Below are 15,267 nucleotides of genomic sequence, written 5' to 3'. Positions count from 1 at the left end.
CTATAAGTTTAGGCATCAAACTTATAGGAGGAGGACCCGTGGCAACGCAGCCCACTCGCGAGGACCGGTTCAGCTTCGGCCTGTGGACGGTCGGCTGGCGCGCGCAGGACCCGTTCGGCGACGCGACCCGCCCGGTCCTCGACCCGGCCGAGGCCGTGCACAAGCTGTCCGAGCTCGGCGCCTGGGGCATCACGCTGCACGACGACGACCTGATCCCGTTCGGCACCGAGGGCGGCGAGCGCGACAAGCGCATCTCGCTGTTCCGCGAGGCGATCGACCAGACCGGTCTGACCGTGCCCATGGTCACCACGAACCTGTTCACCCACCCGGTGTTCAAGGACGGCGGCTTCACCAGCAACGACCGCGGCGTCCGCCGGTACGCGCTGCGCAAGGTGCTGCGCAACCTGGACCTGGCCGCCGAGTTCGGCGCCAAGACGTTCGTCATGTGGGGCGGTCGCGAGGGCTCCGAGACCGACGCCGCGAAGGACGTGCGGTTCGCGCTCGACCGCTACCGCGAGGCGATCGACACCGTCGCGCAGTACTCCGAGGACAAGGGCTACGGCATCCGCTTCGCGCTGGAGCCCAAGCCGAACGAGCCCCGCGGCGACATCCTGCTGCCCACGATCGGCCACGCGCTGGCGTTCATCTCCACGCTGGAGCACCACGAGCTGGTCGGCGTGAACCCCGAGGTCGGCCACGAGCAGATGGCGGGCCTGAACTTCGTCCACGGCATCTCGCAGGCGCTGTGGCAGAAGAAGCTGTTCCACATCGACCTCAACGGCCAGCACGGGACGCGCTTCGACCAGGACCTGATCTTCGGCCACGGCGACCTGCTGTCCGCGTTCTTCCTCGTCGACCTGCTGGAGAACGGCGGCTACGACGGCCCGCGGCACTTCGACTACAAGCCGCTGCGCACCGAGGACGGCGCGGGCGTGTGGTCCAGCGCCGCCGCGAACATGAGCACCTACCTGCTGCTGAAGGAGCGGGCCGCGGCCTACCGCGCCGACCCCGAGGTGCAGGAGGCGCTGCTCGCCGCGAAGGTGGCCGAGCTGGGCGAGTCGACGCTGGCCGCGGGCGAGACGACGGAGGCCTTCCTGGCCGACAAGTCCGCGTTCGAGGACTACGACGTGGACGCGGCTGGTTCGCAGGGTTACGGTTTCGTGCACCTGTCGCAGTTGGCGCTCGAACACGTCCTTGGAGCTCGCTGATGGTTCTGGTCGCCGGGATCGACTCGTCCACCCAGTCCTGCAAGGTCGTCGTCCGCGACGCGGAGTCGGGTGCGCTCGTCCGCGAAGGCCGGGCGTCGCACCCTTCGGGTACCGAGGTCGACCCGGCGGCCTGGTGGGCCGCGCTGGGCCAGGCCGTCGAGGCGGCGGGCGGTCTGGACGACGTCGCGGGCGTGTCGGTGGCGGCCCAGCAGCACGGCATGGTGTGCCTGGACGCCGATGGGACCGTCGTCCGTCCGGCGCTGCTGTGGAACGACACCCGCTCCGCCGCCGCCGCGACGGCGTTGACCGAGGAGCTGGGCGGTCCGGAGAAGTGGGCGCAGGCGGTCGGCAGCGTGCCGGTCGCGTCGTTGACCGTGACGAAGCTGCGCTGGCTGGCCGAGCACGAGCCGGAGAACGCGGCTCGGGTCGCGGCGGTGTGCCTGCCGCACGACTGGCTGACGTGGAAGCTCGCCGGGGCGCCCGGCCTGGACGCGCTGGTGACGGACCGGAGCGACGCCAGCGGCACCGGGTACTGGTCGCCGTCGGCCGGGGAGTACCGGCTGGACCTGCTCGACCTCGCGCTCGGTCGGCGGCCGGTGCTGCCCCGCGTGATCGGCCCCGCCGACCACGCGGGCGTCACGAAGGCGGGAGCGGTCCTCGGCGCGGGCGCGGGCGACAACGCGGGCGCGGCGCTCGGGGTCCAGGTCGAGCCGGGGGACGTCATCGTCTCCATCGGCACGTCCGGCACCGCGTTCGCCCGGTCCCCGCACCCGGCCTCGGACGGGTCCGGCCTGGTCAACGGGTTCGCCGACGCGGAGGGCACGTTCCTCCCGCTGGTGTGCACGCTGAACGCGTCCAGGGTGCTGGACGCCACCGCGCGGATGCTCGGCGTCGACCTGGCGGAGCTGTCGCGCCTGGCGTTGTCCGTGCCGTCGGCCGAGGGCCTGGTCCTGGTCCCGTACCTGGAGGGCGAGCGGACGCCGAACAAGCCCGACTCGACCGGCGCCCTGCACGGCCTCCGGCTGGACACGGCCACCCCCGCCCACCTGGCGCGGGCGGCGGTGGAGGGGATGTTGTGCAGCCTCGCCGACGCCATCGACGCGCTGGCCGCGGTGGGGACGCCGATGAGCCGCGTGCTGTTGATCGGCGGCGGCGCGCAGTCACCGGCCGTGCGGGAGATCGCGCCCGCCGTGTTCGGCTGCCCGGTGCTCGTCCCCGCTCCCGGCGAGTACGTGGCCGACGGCGCCGCACGTCAGGCGGCGTGGGCGGTGGCCGGTTCGGCCTCACCCCCGCACTGGGGCGAGGCGCTGAGCGTGACCGGTTTCGAGGCCCCCGCCACGCCCGACGTCCGGGCCGCGTACGCCGCCGCTCGGGATCTGACGGTGTCGCGCGGCTGACGGTGGGTACCCACCCCGTATGACCTCGTGCGCCGAACGCCCCCGTGCCGACGTCCTGTCGACACGGGGGCGTTCGCGTGGGAACGAACGGAGATGGGAATCGTGGAGACCGAGCGGAGAGACCAGACACGCACGCAGGAGGCGCGTTTCGGCGGGCACGGCATGTGGGCGCCGATGATCCCGATCAGCAGGCAGCCCGAGGAGTGGGTGGCCTGGGTCGGCGACCCCGACGACGACGGTCTGGACCCGGTCGTCGTGCGGAGCGTGGACTGAGCGCGCTCCCGCCGACGCTCGGGGAAACGGACCAACCGGGCGTCGGCGGCGTTTAGGGCCTCCGCGTGGTCGGGTAGTCACAGGACATGAGCGGAGTCCAGGACGAACTGCTGCGCACCCTTGTCAAGGTGGCGAACGCGTTGCGCGCCGCCGACATCCGCTTCGCGCTGACCGGCGGTTGCGCCGTGTACGCGCGCGGCGGTCCGGCCACCGAGCACGACGTCGACCTCCTGGTGAAGGAGGAGGACGCCTCGAAGGCGCGGTCGGCGCTCGTCGCCGCCGGGTGTCGGGCGGCCGACGCGCCGGAGAACTGGTTGTTGAAGGTCTACGACGGGGATTCGCTCGTGGACCTGTTGCACCGTCCCAACGAGATCCCGGTCACCGACGAGTTGCTGGACCACGCCGAGGAACTGGCGGTCAGCTCCGTGTCGTTGCCGGTGATGCCCGCGACCGAGGTGATGATCAGCAAGCTGCTCGTGCTGGACGGACATCGTTGCGACTTCAGCGAGTTGCTGCCGTTCGCCCGCGCGTTGCGCGAGCAGATCGACTGGCCGAAGGTGCGGAAGTCCACTGAGGACTCCCCCTACGCCGAGGCCTTCCTGGTCCTGGTCGAACGACTCGAACTGGTGGCCCCGCAGCTCACCAGCGTGCAGAGGAGTGCGTCATGACTTCAGAGCCCTACCTGTCCGCGCATTTGCACCGGGCGATAGCCGAGGACCCGCGCACCGCCGAGGCCGGTGTGCGGGCGACCGTGCGCGGTGACCACGTCCTGCTGTCCGGTGACGTGGCCTGCGAGCAGCGTCGCGCCGACCTGGAGGCCGTGGTGCACGAGGTCGCGCCGGACCTGCACGTGGTGGACGACGTGCGCGTCGTCAGCGTCGCCGAACCCGAGGGAAGCGAGGAGTTGCGATGATCCGGATCGCCGCGGTCGGCGACGTCCACCTGGGGGCGGACGCGCGAGGGCGGATGCGTCCGGCACTGGAGAACGTGGGGGAGCACGCCGACGTGCTGCTGCTGGCCGGTGACCTGACCCGGCACGGCACGCTCGACGAGGCGCAGGTGGTGGCCGAGGAGTTCGCCGACCTGCCGGTGCCCGTCGTCGCCGTGCTCGGCAACCACGACCACCACGACGACAAGCCGGTCGAGGTGGCGCGGCTGTTGTCCGACAGCGGGCTCCACGTCCTCGAAGGAGACGCCGTGGTGTTCGAGGTCGGTGGCGAGCGGATCGGCGTCGCGGGCGTGAAGGGCTTCGGTGGCGGGTTCGCGGGCAAGTGCGGCAGCAACTTCGGCGAGCGCGAGATGAAGGCGTTCGTCGGGCACACCATCGAGATCGCGGAAACCCTGCGGGCGGTGCTGGCCTCGATCGAGGCGGACGTCCGGGTGGCGCTCACGCACTACTCGCCCGTGCCGGACACGCTGCGCGGCGAGCCGCCGGAGATCTACCCGTTCCTCGGGTCGTACCTGCTCGGCGAGGCGATCGACGCCACCGGCACGGACCTGGCGATCCACGGGCACGCGCACTTCGGCACCGAGCAGGGCATGACGCCCGGCGGTGTACGGGTCCGCAACGTCGCCCAGCCGATCATCAGGTCGGCCTACACGGTCTACCACGTCGAACCGATGGTTAGGGCGGCCGTGGCTGGGTAACAACAGGGCATGAGCGATGTCGACGTGACGCGGTCCGCGGGCCCCTCCGCGGTGTGGGCGGGCCCGCAGGACGCGCCCGTCGTCGTCGTGCTGGACCCCGCCGGGATCGGCAGGGACGGCGACCTGCCCGGCACGTGGAGGCCGTTGACCGAGCACCTCCAGGTGCTGTGGTGCAGGCTCCCCGCGGCGGACGGCCCGTGGCGCGAGGTGTCGGACCTGCTGGCCGAGTTCGAGGGTCGTGGTGTTCCCGTGCACGTGCTGACCGGCGGCCCGGCCGCAGCCAGCGCGCTGTACCTGGCGGACCGCTACCGCGACCTCGTGCGCTCGGTGCTGCTGGTGGACCCGGAGGACGGGCCGGACCGCACGACCGGGCAGGCGGCCGACGTCCGGGTCATCGCCCGCTGCCCGCTGCCCCTCGACCACCCCGACGTCGTCGTGGAGGTCGTGCGGGTGCTGCTGGAGTTGGACGCCCGCGAGCACACCGCTCCCCGGATCCCGACCACGTCCTCCCTGCTCGGTGACGCCGCGACCGCGCTGCGGGAGTCGGTGGCGGGTCTGCTGGACCGGGTCCGCCGGGCCTGACCGGGTTGGGCCGTTCGGCCCGTTTGCCCGTTCACCCGCACGGGTAGCTCAGCAGGTATGAGCGAGGCCGAGGAGTCCGAACAGGAGCAGTTGAGGCGCAACCTCAACGAACTGCTCCAGGAGCTGCGCGTCGTGCAGGCTGGGGTGCAGATCCTCTTCGGCTTCCTGCTGTCCATCGTGTTCACCGACCGCTACCGCGAGGTGGACCAGTACATCCGGATCACCCACCTGGTCGCGATCCTGTTCGCCGCGGCCTCGGTCGCGCTGCTCACCGCTCCCGCAGCCTGGCACCGCGCGCTGTTCCGCCGCGGCAGGCGCGAGGACATCATCGAGATAGCCCACCGCTTCATCATGGTCGGCCTCGGGACCCTCGCCGCCGCGATGACCGCCACCATCCTGCTGCTGGGCGAGGTCATCATCGGCGGCTGGGTCGCGATCGTCTTCGGCGTGGGGGCGGCGATCGGGTTCTCCTCGCTGTGGTTCTTCCTGCCGTGGCGCGAACGGCACCGCGACCGCATCGACGCGCCCAACCACCCGGACGCCCCCGAACCGGCCGTGTCCTAGGTCTTCTGGAATAGCGTCCCGGCACTGCCTCGATCAGGTGAAAGGCTTGCTGCGCCTGGAAACTGGGCTACCTTGGAGGAGGAGATCCGATCCAGGTCGGGGACCGGATCGTCGACTCTGAGGAGCATCCGGTGCCCACGGACGTGCGAGGCGTGCTGACAGTGGAACGGTGGCGGCTGGCGGGAGCGACCGTCGTCGCCGCGCGAGGAGACCTCGACCTCGGGTCGGTGCGCAGGCTCCGCTGGAGCGTCGACAGCGTCGCGCCAGGCTCGGGTCCGCTGGTCCTCGACCTGTCCGGCGTCGCCTGCTTCGGCTCGGTCGGGGTGGCCGCCCTGCTGGAGACCGCGCGTCGGGCTCGGGCGTTCCGGATCGACTTCCGCCTCGTCTGCCCGGACCCGGTGGCCTCGGTGCTCGACGAGGTCGGTGTGCTCGACGAGTTCACGGTGTTCGACTCGCGGGCGGCGGCGCTGGCGCAGTCGGAGTAGGCGTCAGGGCTCCTGCTCGATCCGCACCTGGTGCTCCTGGTCGACCCGGTAGCCCACGCCGCGGACCGTGCCGATGATCGCCGACGCGTCGCCGAGCTTGCGGCGGATCCGGCGGACGTGCACGTCGACGGTCCTGGTGTCGACCGCGGTCGGCGCGCCCCACACCTGGTGCATCAGCGCGGCCCTGCGGTGCACCCGTTCGGGCTGCCTGCACAGGTGCAGGAGCAGGTCGAACTCCAGCCGGGTCAACGGCACCGGGACTCCCCGGTGCAGCACCCGGCGGGAACCGGGGAGGATGCGCAGCGCGGGCCCGGTGGGCAGCGGCGGCACGTCGACGTCGACGGAGACCTGGTCGAGCGCGGTCTTGAGCGCGTCGGCCACCCGGTGCGCGACCGTCGAGGCCTGCGCGGCGGTGACGCGGATGACGATCGTGACGTCGGCCGCTTCGAGCTGGTCTCTCACGGTGGTGATCCGACCCGTTCCGCCACGGCGCGTCAACGCCGTCCACTAGCTGGAAGCGCTTGACGGGGTGAGCTTCGCCAACGCCGACACGAGCGGTGACAGCTCCGGTCGCTGTTCGGCTTCCGCCAGCGCCTCGCCGAGCGCGGTGTCGTGCGTCGGCCGCGCGGCGTCGAGCAGGGCCACACCCGCGTCGGTCAGCTCGGTGTAGATGCCGCGCCGGTCGGTCGGGCACAGGTACCGGGAGAGCAGGCCGCGGTCCTCCAACCGGGTGACGAGTCGGGTGGTGGCGGACTGGCTGAGCACGACCGCCTGGGAGACCTGCGACATCCGCAGGTGGAAGTCGTCCTGTCGCGCGAGGACGTCCAACACGGTGTACTCGCTGACGGAGAGCTGGTGCGCGCGTTGCAGCGCGCGTTCGAGCCTGTCCTCGATCCGGGCGTGCAGTGCGGCGAGCGTTCGCCAGCCCTGCGCGCGCGCCTCGGTGGCGTCCTCGGCCAGTGACACGGTTCACCCCTCTGCGGTTTGCGCCACGCTCGCGCAGCGGACATCATCAAGCGTGTGCAACAATCGGCGTCTGCAAGTATTGCTCACGCTGACTACAGCTTACCGCCTACCAGAGGGGACACCGTGAACATCGACCTCACCGGCCGCACCGCGCTGGTCACCGGCTCCACGTCCGGGATCGGGTACGCGACGGCCAAGTCCCTCGCCGCCGCGGGGGCGGCGGTCGTCGTCAACGGCCGGGACAAGCGGCGCGTGGACGACGCCGTCGACAAGATCCGCGAGGAGACGGGCTCCACGACCACCACGGGTGTCGCGCTCGACCTCGCGACGGCCGGGGGCGCCGCCGACCTCGTCGCCGGACTGGCGGACGTGGACGTGCTGGTCAACAACCTCGGCATCTTCCAGGCCGTCCCCGTGTTCGAGATCCCGGACCACGAGTGGACCCGCTTCTTCGAGGTCAACGTCCTGTCCGGCGTGCGCCTGGCCAGGCACTACGCGCCCAGGATGGCCCAGCGCGGCTGGGGTCGGGTGATCTTCGTCAGCAGCGAGTCCGCCGTCCAGATCCCGACCGAGATGGTCCACTACGGCATGACCAAGACCGCGCAGATCGCGGTCTCGCGCGGCATGGCCCAGGAGCTCGCGGGCACCGGCGTCACGGTCAACACCGTGCTCCCCGGCCCGACGCTGACCGAGGGCGTGCGCGACTTCATCGCCGACCGCGTCGGCGGCGACGTCCCCTTCGAGGAGGCCGAGCGCCGCTTCATGGAGGTCGAGCGCCCCACCTCGCTGCTCAAGCGCCTGATCCGCCCCGAGGAGATCGGGCACCTCATCACCTACGTCTCCTCCGACCTGTCCTCCGCGACGACCGGAGCCGCGCTGCGCGTCGACGGCGGCGTCGCCAGCACCCTCATCCCGTGAAAGGACCCCACCCCATGACCTCGGTACCCACCGTCACCCTGAACAACGGCGCCACCATGCCGCAGATCGGGTTCGGCGTCTTCCAGGTGCCCAACGCCGAGACCACCGCCGCCGTGGCGGAGGCGCTGCGGGCCGGCTACCGCAGCATCGACACCGCCACCGTCTACGGCAACGAGGAGGGCGTCGGCCGGGCGATCGGCGAGGCGGGCGTCCCGCGCGAGGACCTGTTCATCACCACCAAGCTGTGGAACTCCGCGCAGGGCTACGACTCCACGCTGCGCGCGTTCGACGAGAGCCTGGCGAAGCTGAAGCTCGACTACCTCGACCTGTACCTGATCCACTGGCCCACCCCGGCCCGCGGGCTGTACACCGAGACGTGGAAGGCGTTCGCGAAGCTGGCCGCCGACGGCCGTGTGCGCTCGGCGGGCGTGTCCAACTTCCAGCCGAACCACCTGGCGGAGATCGTCGACGCCACCGGCCTCGTGCCCGCCGTGAACCAGGTCGAGCTGCACCCGCGCCTGACGCAGGAGCCGCTGCGGGCCTACCACGCCGAGCACGGCATCGTCACCGAGGCGTGGTCCCCGCTCGGCCAGGGCAAGGGCCTGCTGGACGACCCGGCCATCGGCGCGGTCGCCGCGAAGTACGACCGCTCGCCCGCCCAGGTCGTGCTGCGCTGGCACCTCCAGCTCGGGAACGTGGTCATCCCCAAGTCGGTGACCCCGTCGCGCATCGCGGAGAACCTGGACGTCTTCGACTTCAGCCTGGAGGACGCCGACGTCGCCGCGCTGTCGGCGCTCAACGTCGACTCCCGCGTCGGTCCCGACCCCGACACCAACAACCAGGCCTGACACGCGGAAGGCCCCCGGACGCTCACGTCCGGGGGCCTTCACGCGTTGTCTCAGCGGCGCCAGCTCGGCTGCCGACGTCGACCGGGCACGGTGTGCGCCGTCTCGGCGGCCTCGACGGTGTGCCGCAGCAGCAGCGCGGTGGTCACCGGGCCGACACCACCGGGCACGGGGGTCAACGAGCCCGCCTTCTCGGCGACCTCGGGGTCCACGTCCCCGACCAGCCCGCCGTCGGCGGTGGCGTTCGTGCCCACGTCGACCACGACCGCGCCCTCGGCGACGTGCTCGGCCTTGATCAGGCCCGCCTTGCCGACGGCCGCGACCAGCACGTCACCGGTGGTCGTGACGGCGGCCAGGTCGGCGGTCCGCGAGTGGCAGACCGTCACGGTGGCGTTCCGGTCGAGCAGCAGGTGCGCGACGGGCTTGCCGACGACGACCGACCGGCCGACCACGACCACGTGCTTGCCCTCCAGGGGCACCTCGTGGTGCTCCAGCAGCGCCACGACGGCCGCCGCGGTCGCGGGCGCGAACGCGGGCAGCCCGGCGGCGAGCCTGCCGAGCGACGTCGGGTTCGAGCCGTCCACGTCCTTGCGGACGGCGATGTTCCCGGCCAGCTCCGCGACCGACAACCCGTCGGGCAGCGGTGTCTGGAGGATGACGCCGTGCACGGCGCCGTCCGCGCTCAGGGACGTCAACGCCTCGACGACGTCGGGTCCGGTGGCGGTGGACCCGAGGTCGACGACGTCGCAGGCGATGCCGACCTTGTCGGCGGCCTTGGCGATCGACCGGACGTACCAGGCGCTGGCCTCGTCGTCGGTCGCCGTCACGACGGCCAGTCGTGGGGGAGTGCCGTCGACGGCCAGCTTGGCCGCCCGCTCGGTCACGTCCTCGCGAATCGTCGCGGCGAATTCCTTGCCGGACAGCGTGATCACTTGCTGATCTCCTCGCGAACGCTTGCGGTCACCTGGTCCGCTCGTGCGACCAGTGCGTCTACATCGGACACCACGGCGGCGCCGTTGATCTCCACGTTGACCCGCGCCGTGGTCGCCGCGGCACGGGCGGCGTCCGCCGCCGCGGCCACGTCGGTGATCACGTTGCGGTTGCCGACGGGCAGCAGCGCCTCGGCCAGCGCGACCAGCCGCTCGGCGACGGCGATGGTCCGCGAGGGCGGGACCGCCGCCCCCGCAAGCGCTTCCGCGATGGCCGCGGACCGCTCCGGGCCCTTCGGCAGCCGGTACGCGTCCGTCACCGCGGTGAACGCCCGCGCGTCGTCGTCCGCCAACTGGAGCGCCTCGACCCGCAGGACGTCCACCTCGGCCAGCACGGACGAGATGGTCACGGAGTGCTCGGCGTACTTCGGCCCGTCGCTGTAGCGGGCGACCATGCCCAGCAGCGCCGCGGACTGCGCGGCGTGCAGGGCGGCGGTCGCCCCGCCACCCGGCGCGGACACCCGCGCCGCCAACTGCTCCAGGAACTCCCCTACGGGCTGGTCACGCATCACGCGTCGAGCGCGCGCACAGCCGCCGCGAGGCGGACGACGCCCTCGTCGATCTCGCTCGCGGACAGACCCGAGAACGCCAGGCGCACCGAGTCCTCGCCGCCGTCGAGCAGGAAGTCCGCGCCCTTGACGAACGCGACGCCGTGCTCGGCGGCCTTGACCGCGAGCGCGTCGATGGACACGCCGGGCAGCCGGACCCACATGAAGTAGCCGCCCTGCGGGGCGGTGTACTCGGCCTCCGGCAGCTCGCGGGCGAGGGCCGTGACGAGCGCGTCCTTGCGCTCCCGCAGCGCCGCGCGGACCGTGTCGATCGACTTGTCGAGGCGACCGGACCGGCAGAACTGGTTCACGATCGACTGCGCGACCATGTTGGGGGAGATGTAGGTCGTGGTCGCGATCTTGGTGATGCCCTCGATGACCGACACCGGTCCGACGAGGTAGCCGACCCGGATGCCGGGGCACACGGTCTTGGAGAACGAGGACGCGTAGACGACCTTGTCCGCCTTGTCCTGCGACAGCATCGTGGGCATCTGCTCGCCCTCGAAGCGGATCGAGTAGTACGGGTCGTCCTCGAACAGGACGAAGTCGTACTTCGCGGCCAGCTCCAGCAGGCGGGCCCGCTTGGGCGCGCTCAGCGTGTACCCGGCCGGGTTCTGGAAGTTGGGGATGATGTGCGCGAGCTTCGGCCGCACGCCGCTCTCCAGCAGGGCCTCGACCGCGTCGACGTCGATGCCGTCCTCGTGCAGCGCGATCGGGTGAACCTCGGCGCCGCGCTGGCGGAGGTTCAGGAGGGTGCGGTCGTAGGTCGGCGCCTCGACGATGACGGCGTCACCGGGGGAGACGAGCTGCTCGAACAGGAACGCGTCCGCCTGCATCGAGCCGTTGGTGACCAGCACCTGCTCGACGGGGACGCCGTGCTGCTCGGCGATCCACTTCCGCAGCGGCACGTAACCCACGGCGGTGCCGTACGCGGTCGTGCCCGCGGCGTCGTCGGCGAAGGCGAGCTGGGTCGCCTCGACCAGACCTTCGGTGTCGATGATGTCCAACGAGGGGGCGCCGCGCGTGAAGCCGATCGCTGCCTGGGAAGCCATGGCGGGAAGCCTACCTCCGCCGCCTTTCCGAATTCAGAGGCTCCACTGGTGGGCGAGGTCGGCGTCGTCCGACCCGGTCAGCAGGGCACGGGCGGTGATGAGTTCGGCCCGGCCCTCGGCGGTCGACCCGTTGCCGAAGTGGCCGAACGCGACGCCGAGGTGGGTGCGGGCCGCGGCGACCTCGCCCAGCGGTTCCCGCTCGGCCAGTTCGGCCAGCTCGCGCCGGACGGTGGTGACCCGGACGGTGAAGTCCAGCATCGCCTGGTCGATCAGCGCGCCCGGATCCGGCGCGCCACTGGCGTCCAGCACCTGGCGCAGCGCGGATTCGACCGCGGAGCGCAACACCCCCGCGGGGCTCTCGTCGCTCACAACAGGTGAATGTAGGGGAATCGCAGGTCACGGCCTAACGGCCCGAAGCACCCACGGCCTTGCGCAGGTGGGTCAGGGCACGGTGCTGCGCCACCCGAATGGCACCGGCGGTGGACCCGATCGCCTCTGCCGCCTCGTCGGCCGACAGACCGAGTACTACGCGGAGTACCAGTATCTCCCTCTGGCGGTCCGGGAGCGTCCGCAGCAATCCACCCATTCGAGTGGACAGGTCGTCGAGCACCGCCCGCTCCTCCGGCCCCGCGGCCGTCTCCTGGACCTCGGGCAGTTCGGACATCGGCTCGGCGCGGTTCTTCGCCGACGCGCGGTGGGCGTCGGCGACCTTGTGCGCGGCGATGCCGAACACGAACGCCAGGAACGGCCTGCCCTGGTCCCGGAACGTCGGCAGCGCGGTCAGCACGGCGAGGCAGACGTCCTGGGCCACGTCGTCCGCCGACCCGAACGTGCGCTCGTGGCGCCCGACCCTCGCCCGGCAGTAGCGGATCACGACGGGCCGGACCGATTCCAACAGGAGTCGCGTTGCCACGGTGTCACCGCGGACCGCCCGCCGCACGACCTCCGGGTCGAGGCCGGGGTCGCAGGGCTCGGGTAAGTGCGCCACCGTCCGGACCACCCCGTTCCTGGATTCGCTGAGGATCTTCCCCCGCCTGCCGGAAGGTGCCGCCGCAGTCTTGCGGATCCGCCGGGATGATCCATGTGGCCGCGCGCGTTGACCCGTACGAAGGCAAGCTGAACACCACGGATTCCACACCGAGGAGCACACGTGAAGATCGGCATCATCGGAGCGGGCAACATCGGTGGAGCGCTCACGCGCCGGTTGACCGCTCTCGGCCACGACGTGTCGGTGGCCAACTCGCGGGGGCCGGAGACGCTGGCGGACCTGGCCGCCGAGACCGGCGCCACGCCGGTGCTGTTCACCGAGGCCGCGCGAGGGGCCGAGGTGGTCGTCGTGACCATCCCGCAGGGCAAGGTCGCGTCCCTGCCGAAGGGCCTGCTCGACGACGCCGCCGAGGGCGTCGCCGTGATCGACACCGGCAACTACTACCCGCGCGGGCGTGACGGCCGCATCGACGAGATCGAGAACGGCGTGACCGAGAGCCGCTGGGTCTCCGACCAGCTCGGCCACCCGGTCGTCAAGGTCTTCAACGGCATCTACTCGCAGCACCTCCAGGACAAGGGCGTCCCGAAGGGCACCGAAGGCCGCATCGCGCTGCCGGTCGCCGGTGACGACGAGGCCGCCAAGGCCAAGGTGCTCCGGTTGGTGGAGGAGCTGGGCTTCGACGCCTACGACGCGGGCTCGATCGACGAGTCCTGGCGGCAGCAGCCCGCCACCCCCAGCTACGGTGCGGACGCGTCACTGGAGACGCTGCCCGAGCTGCTCGCGAAGGCGAGCCCCGTCCGAACGCCGGAGTTCACCGCCTGATGAAGCCTTTCGTCCACGAAGTCCGCTCGACCAGGATCGTCTTCGGCTCCGGCACCATCTCGCAGGTGCGGGCCGAGGTGGAACGGGTCGGCGGCAACCGCGTGCTCCTGCTGGCGAGCAAGCGGCTGGACGACGTCGCGCGGCGGGTCGGGGACTCACTCGGCCCGTCGCTCGCGGCGCGGTTCGACGGCGCCGTGATGCACACGCCGGTGGAGGTGACTGAGCGCGCGCTGGAGGTGCTGCGCTCGAACAGCGCCGACTGCGTGGTCGCCATCGGCGGCGGCTCCACCACGGGCCTGTCCAAGGCGCTGGCCGCGCGGACGAACGTGCCGCAGGTGATCGTGCCGACGACGTACTCGGGCTCCGAGGTGACGGCCGTCCTCGGCGAGACCCAGGACGGGCGCAAGACCACGAGGGCCGCCCCGGAGATCCGCCCGGAGACCGTCGTCTACGACGTCGACCTCACCCTGGGCCTGCCGGTGGCGCTGTCGGTCACCAGCGGGGTCAACGCGCTCGCGCACGCCGTCGAGGCGCTGTACTCGCCGCAGGCCGAGCCCGTCACCGACGCCATCGCGCTGGACGCGATCACCCGCATCTCCCGCGGCCTCAGGGCGCTGTCCGCCAACCCGTCCGATGTGGACACCCGCGCGGACCTGCTGACCGGCGCGTGGCTCGCGGGCACCTGCCTCGGCTCGGTCGGCATGAGCCTGCACCACAAGCTGTGCCACACCCTCGGCGGCTCGTTCGGCCTGCCGCACGCCGAGACGCACACCGTCGTCCTCCCGCACGCCATGGCGTACAACGCCCCGGCGGCACCCGAGGTGATGGAGAGGATCGCGAGGGCCATGGGGGTGCCGGAAGCCCCCGCGGGCGTGTACGACCTGATCGTCGAGGCAGGCGGCCCCACCTCGTTGCGGTCACTGGACTTCCCGCTGGAGGACGTGCCGCTCGCCGTCGAGCTGGCCACCTCGCGCTCGTACCCGAACCCGCGCGAGGTGACGTCCGAGGGCGTCGCCGGACTGCTGGCGAACGCGTGGCACGGCAAGCGCCCCGCGAGCCGCGTCCCGGACCTGTCCTGGTTGACCGCCGACGTCGTGGCGAGCTTCGACCGCGCGCCGAGCAGGCGGACGCGCCTGCTGCTGGAGGACCTGGTGCGGCGCCTGCACTCCTACGCCACCGAGAACGACCTGACGCAGCCGGAGTGGCAGCGCGCCGTCGACTTCCTCACCCGCACCGGGCAGATCAGCAGCGCCGTGCGCCAGGAGTTCGTGCTGCTGTCCGACACGCTCGGCCTCTCCAGCGTCGTCGACGCCCTGACCAACTCGCGCACCCCGGACTCGACCCCGTCGGCCGTGCTGGGTCCGTTCTACGTGGACGGTCCGCCCGCCGTGCCGTCCGGCACCGACCTCGCCGCCGGGCTCACCGGTGTCCCGCTGTGGGCGGACGTCCACGTGACCGACCCGGACGGGCTGCCGCTGGAGGGCGCGGTCGTCGACGTGTGGCAGGCCGACGACAACGGCTTCTACGACATCCAGCTACCCGACCTGGACGGCCCGGTGCTGCGCGCCCGGTTCACCACGGACGCCAACGGGCGCTTCACGTTCTGGTCGATCCTGCCGTCGGCGTACCCGATCCCGGACGACGGCCCGGTCGGCGAGCTGCTCGCCGCGACCGGCCGCCACCAGTACCGCGCGCCGCACGTGCACTTCATGATCACCGCCCCCGGCCACGAGCGCCTGATCACCCAGCTCTTCGTGGCGGGCGGCGACTACCTCGACTCCGACACCGTCTTCGGCGTCAAGGAGGAGCTGGTCGTCGACTTCCGCCCCGCCACGGGCGCGACCCCGGACGGCAGGACCGTCGAGGGGGAGTGGCGCCACCTCGACTTCACGTTCCGCCTGGCCCGGACGGCCGGTTCGTGAAACCGAACCGACAACGTTTTCGGACCGTCTGGCGCATTGTCGCGGTGTAACCCCGAGTTTA

Annotated in this window: 20 protein-coding genes; 13 read left to right on the top strand and 7 right to left on the bottom strand. The window is 71.7% G+C overall.

Annotated elements, in window-relative coordinates; genetic code table 11:
- The first annotated feature begins 38 nt into the window (after positions 1-38).
- The 9 genes from xylA to NZH93_RS30490 all read left to right on the top strand — a co-directional run bounded on the left by xylA (position 39) and on the right by NZH93_RS30490 (position 6,156).
- The gene (gene xylA / locus NZH93_RS30530; RefSeq protein WP_259626706.1) at positions 39-1,208 is read left to right on the top strand and encodes a xylose isomerase; all 1,170 of its coding nucleotides are present in this window, start codon (positions 39-41) and stop codon (positions 1,206-1,208) included.
- The gene (gene xylB, locus NZH93_RS30525; protein WP_259626705.1) at positions 1,208-2,605 is read left to right on the top strand and encodes a xylulokinase; all 1,398 of its coding nucleotides are present in this window, start codon (positions 1,208-1,210) and stop codon (positions 2,603-2,605) included. The genes xylA and xylB overlap by 1 nt, the downstream gene beginning before the upstream one ends.
- A 93-nt stretch (positions 2,606-2,698) precedes the next feature.
- Complete coding sequence (locus NZH93_RS30520; RefSeq protein ID WP_259626704.1) at positions 2,699-2,878, top strand: hypothetical protein; 180 nt, start codon at positions 2,699-2,701, stop codon at positions 2,876-2,878.
- An 86-nt stretch (positions 2,879-2,964) separates the two neighbouring features.
- Positions 2,965-3,546, top strand: coding sequence for a nucleotidyltransferase family protein (locus NZH93_RS30515; RefSeq protein ID WP_259626703.1), 582 nt, complete (start codon positions 2,965-2,967; stop codon positions 3,544-3,546).
- A complete protein-coding gene (locus tag NZH93_RS30510) occupies positions 3,543-3,791 on the top strand; it encodes a BON domain-containing protein (RefSeq protein WP_259626702.1) in 249 nt (82 codons plus the stop codon). Before NZH93_RS30515 ends, NZH93_RS30510 begins: the two co-directional genes overlap by 4 nt.
- Positions 3,788-4,525 carry a metallophosphoesterase family protein gene (locus NZH93_RS30505; RefSeq protein WP_259626701.1) on the top strand — a complete coding sequence of 246 codons (738 nt, stop codon included), beginning with the start codon at positions 3,788-3,790 and terminating at the stop codon, positions 4,523-4,525. Before NZH93_RS30510 ends, NZH93_RS30505 begins: the two co-directional genes overlap by 4 nt.
- A gap of 9 nt (positions 4,526-4,534) precedes the next feature.
- The gene (locus NZH93_RS30500; RefSeq protein WP_259626700.1) at positions 4,535-5,107 is read left to right on the top strand and encodes a hypothetical protein; all 573 of its coding nucleotides are present in this window, start codon (positions 4,535-4,537) and stop codon (positions 5,105-5,107) included.
- A gap of 57 nt (positions 5,108-5,164) precedes the next feature.
- The gene (locus NZH93_RS30495) at positions 5,165-5,671 is read left to right on the top strand and encodes a DUF6328 family protein (protein WP_259626699.1); all 507 of its coding nucleotides are present in this window, start codon (positions 5,165-5,167) and stop codon (positions 5,669-5,671) included.
- 131 nt (positions 5,672-5,802) lie between these two features.
- On the top strand, positions 5,803-6,156 hold the full coding sequence (locus NZH93_RS30490) for an STAS domain-containing protein (RefSeq protein ID WP_259626698.1): 354 nt from the start codon (positions 5,803-5,805) through the stop codon (positions 6,154-6,156).
- A 3-nt stretch (positions 6,157-6,159) separates the two neighbouring features.
- On the opposite strand, the gene NZH93_RS50875 is transcribed toward NZH93_RS30490, so the two are convergent.
- Positions 6,160-6,618 (bottom strand): winged helix-turn-helix domain-containing protein, encoded by a 459-nt coding sequence (locus NZH93_RS50875; RefSeq protein ID WP_259626697.1) that lies wholly within the window; start codon positions 6,616-6,618, stop codon positions 6,160-6,162.
- Positions 6,619-6,663: 45 nt separating this feature from the next.
- A complete protein-coding gene (locus NZH93_RS30480; RefSeq protein ID WP_259626696.1) occupies positions 6,664-7,122 on the bottom strand; it encodes a MarR family winged helix-turn-helix transcriptional regulator in 459 nt (152 codons plus the stop codon).
- 123 nt (positions 7,123-7,245) lie between these two features.
- Here NZH93_RS30480 and NZH93_RS30475 point away from each other — a divergent pair, with 123 nt between their 5' ends.
- Positions 7,246-8,040, top strand: coding sequence for an SDR family NAD(P)-dependent oxidoreductase (locus tag NZH93_RS30475; protein ID WP_259626695.1), 795 nt, complete (start codon positions 7,246-7,248; stop codon positions 8,038-8,040).
- A gap of 14 nt (positions 8,041-8,054) precedes the next feature.
- On the top strand, positions 8,055-8,888 hold the full coding sequence (locus NZH93_RS30470) for an aldo/keto reductase (protein ID WP_259626694.1): 834 nt from the start codon (positions 8,055-8,057) through the stop codon (positions 8,886-8,888).
- Between the two features lie 50 nt (positions 8,889-8,938).
- Here NZH93_RS30470 and NZH93_RS30465 read toward each other — a convergent pair whose 3' ends face one another.
- From NZH93_RS30465 to NZH93_RS30445, 5 genes are read right to left on the bottom strand one after another with little or no spacing between them, the layout of a single operon-like run.
- Entirely contained in the window at positions 8,939-9,817 is an 879-nt protein-coding gene (locus NZH93_RS30465; RefSeq protein WP_259626693.1) for a bifunctional 5,10-methylenetetrahydrofolate dehydrogenase/5,10-methenyltetrahydrofolate cyclohydrolase, read from the bottom strand.
- The gene (locus NZH93_RS30460) at positions 9,814-10,383 is read right to left on the bottom strand and encodes a cyclodeaminase/cyclohydrolase family protein (protein WP_259626692.1); all 570 of its coding nucleotides are present in this window, start codon (positions 10,381-10,383) and stop codon (positions 9,814-9,816) included. The genes NZH93_RS30465 and NZH93_RS30460 overlap by 4 nt, the downstream gene beginning before the upstream one ends.
- On the bottom strand, positions 10,383-11,474 hold the full coding sequence (locus NZH93_RS30455; protein WP_259626691.1) for an aminotransferase-like domain-containing protein: 1,092 nt from the start codon (positions 11,472-11,474) through the stop codon (positions 10,383-10,385). Before NZH93_RS30455 ends, NZH93_RS30460 begins: the two co-directional genes overlap by 1 nt.
- A 33-nt stretch (positions 11,475-11,507) precedes the next feature.
- The gene (locus NZH93_RS30450; RefSeq protein ID WP_259626690.1) at positions 11,508-11,843 is read right to left on the bottom strand and encodes a hypothetical protein; all 336 of its coding nucleotides are present in this window, start codon (positions 11,841-11,843) and stop codon (positions 11,508-11,510) included.
- A gap of 34 nt (positions 11,844-11,877) precedes the next feature.
- Complete coding sequence (locus NZH93_RS30445) at positions 11,878-12,462, bottom strand: sigma-70 family RNA polymerase sigma factor (protein ID WP_259626689.1); 585 nt, start codon at positions 12,460-12,462, stop codon at positions 11,878-11,880.
- Between the two features lie 162 nt (positions 12,463-12,624).
- Between NZH93_RS30445 and NZH93_RS30440 the strand changes: the two genes are divergently transcribed.
- Both NZH93_RS30440 and NZH93_RS30435 read left to right on the top strand, forming a co-directional pair.
- On the top strand, positions 12,625-13,284 hold the full coding sequence (locus NZH93_RS30440; RefSeq protein WP_372506918.1) for an NADPH-dependent F420 reductase: 660 nt from the start codon (positions 12,625-12,627) through the stop codon (positions 13,282-13,284).
- Entirely contained in the window at positions 13,284-15,206 is a 1,923-nt protein-coding gene (locus NZH93_RS30435) for a maleylacetate reductase and hydroxyquinol 1,2-dioxygenase domain-containing protein (RefSeq protein WP_259626688.1), read from the top strand. Before NZH93_RS30440 ends, NZH93_RS30435 begins: the two co-directional genes overlap by 1 nt.
- Positions 15,207-15,267 lie beyond the last annotated feature (61 nt).

Origin of the sequence: Umezawaea endophytica, from assembly GCF_025061645.1 — a bacterium.
GTDB lineage: Bacteria > Actinomycetota > Actinomycetes > Mycobacteriales > Pseudonocardiaceae > Umezawaea > Umezawaea endophytica.
This window is presented reverse-complemented; position numbering and strand designations above follow the sequence as displayed.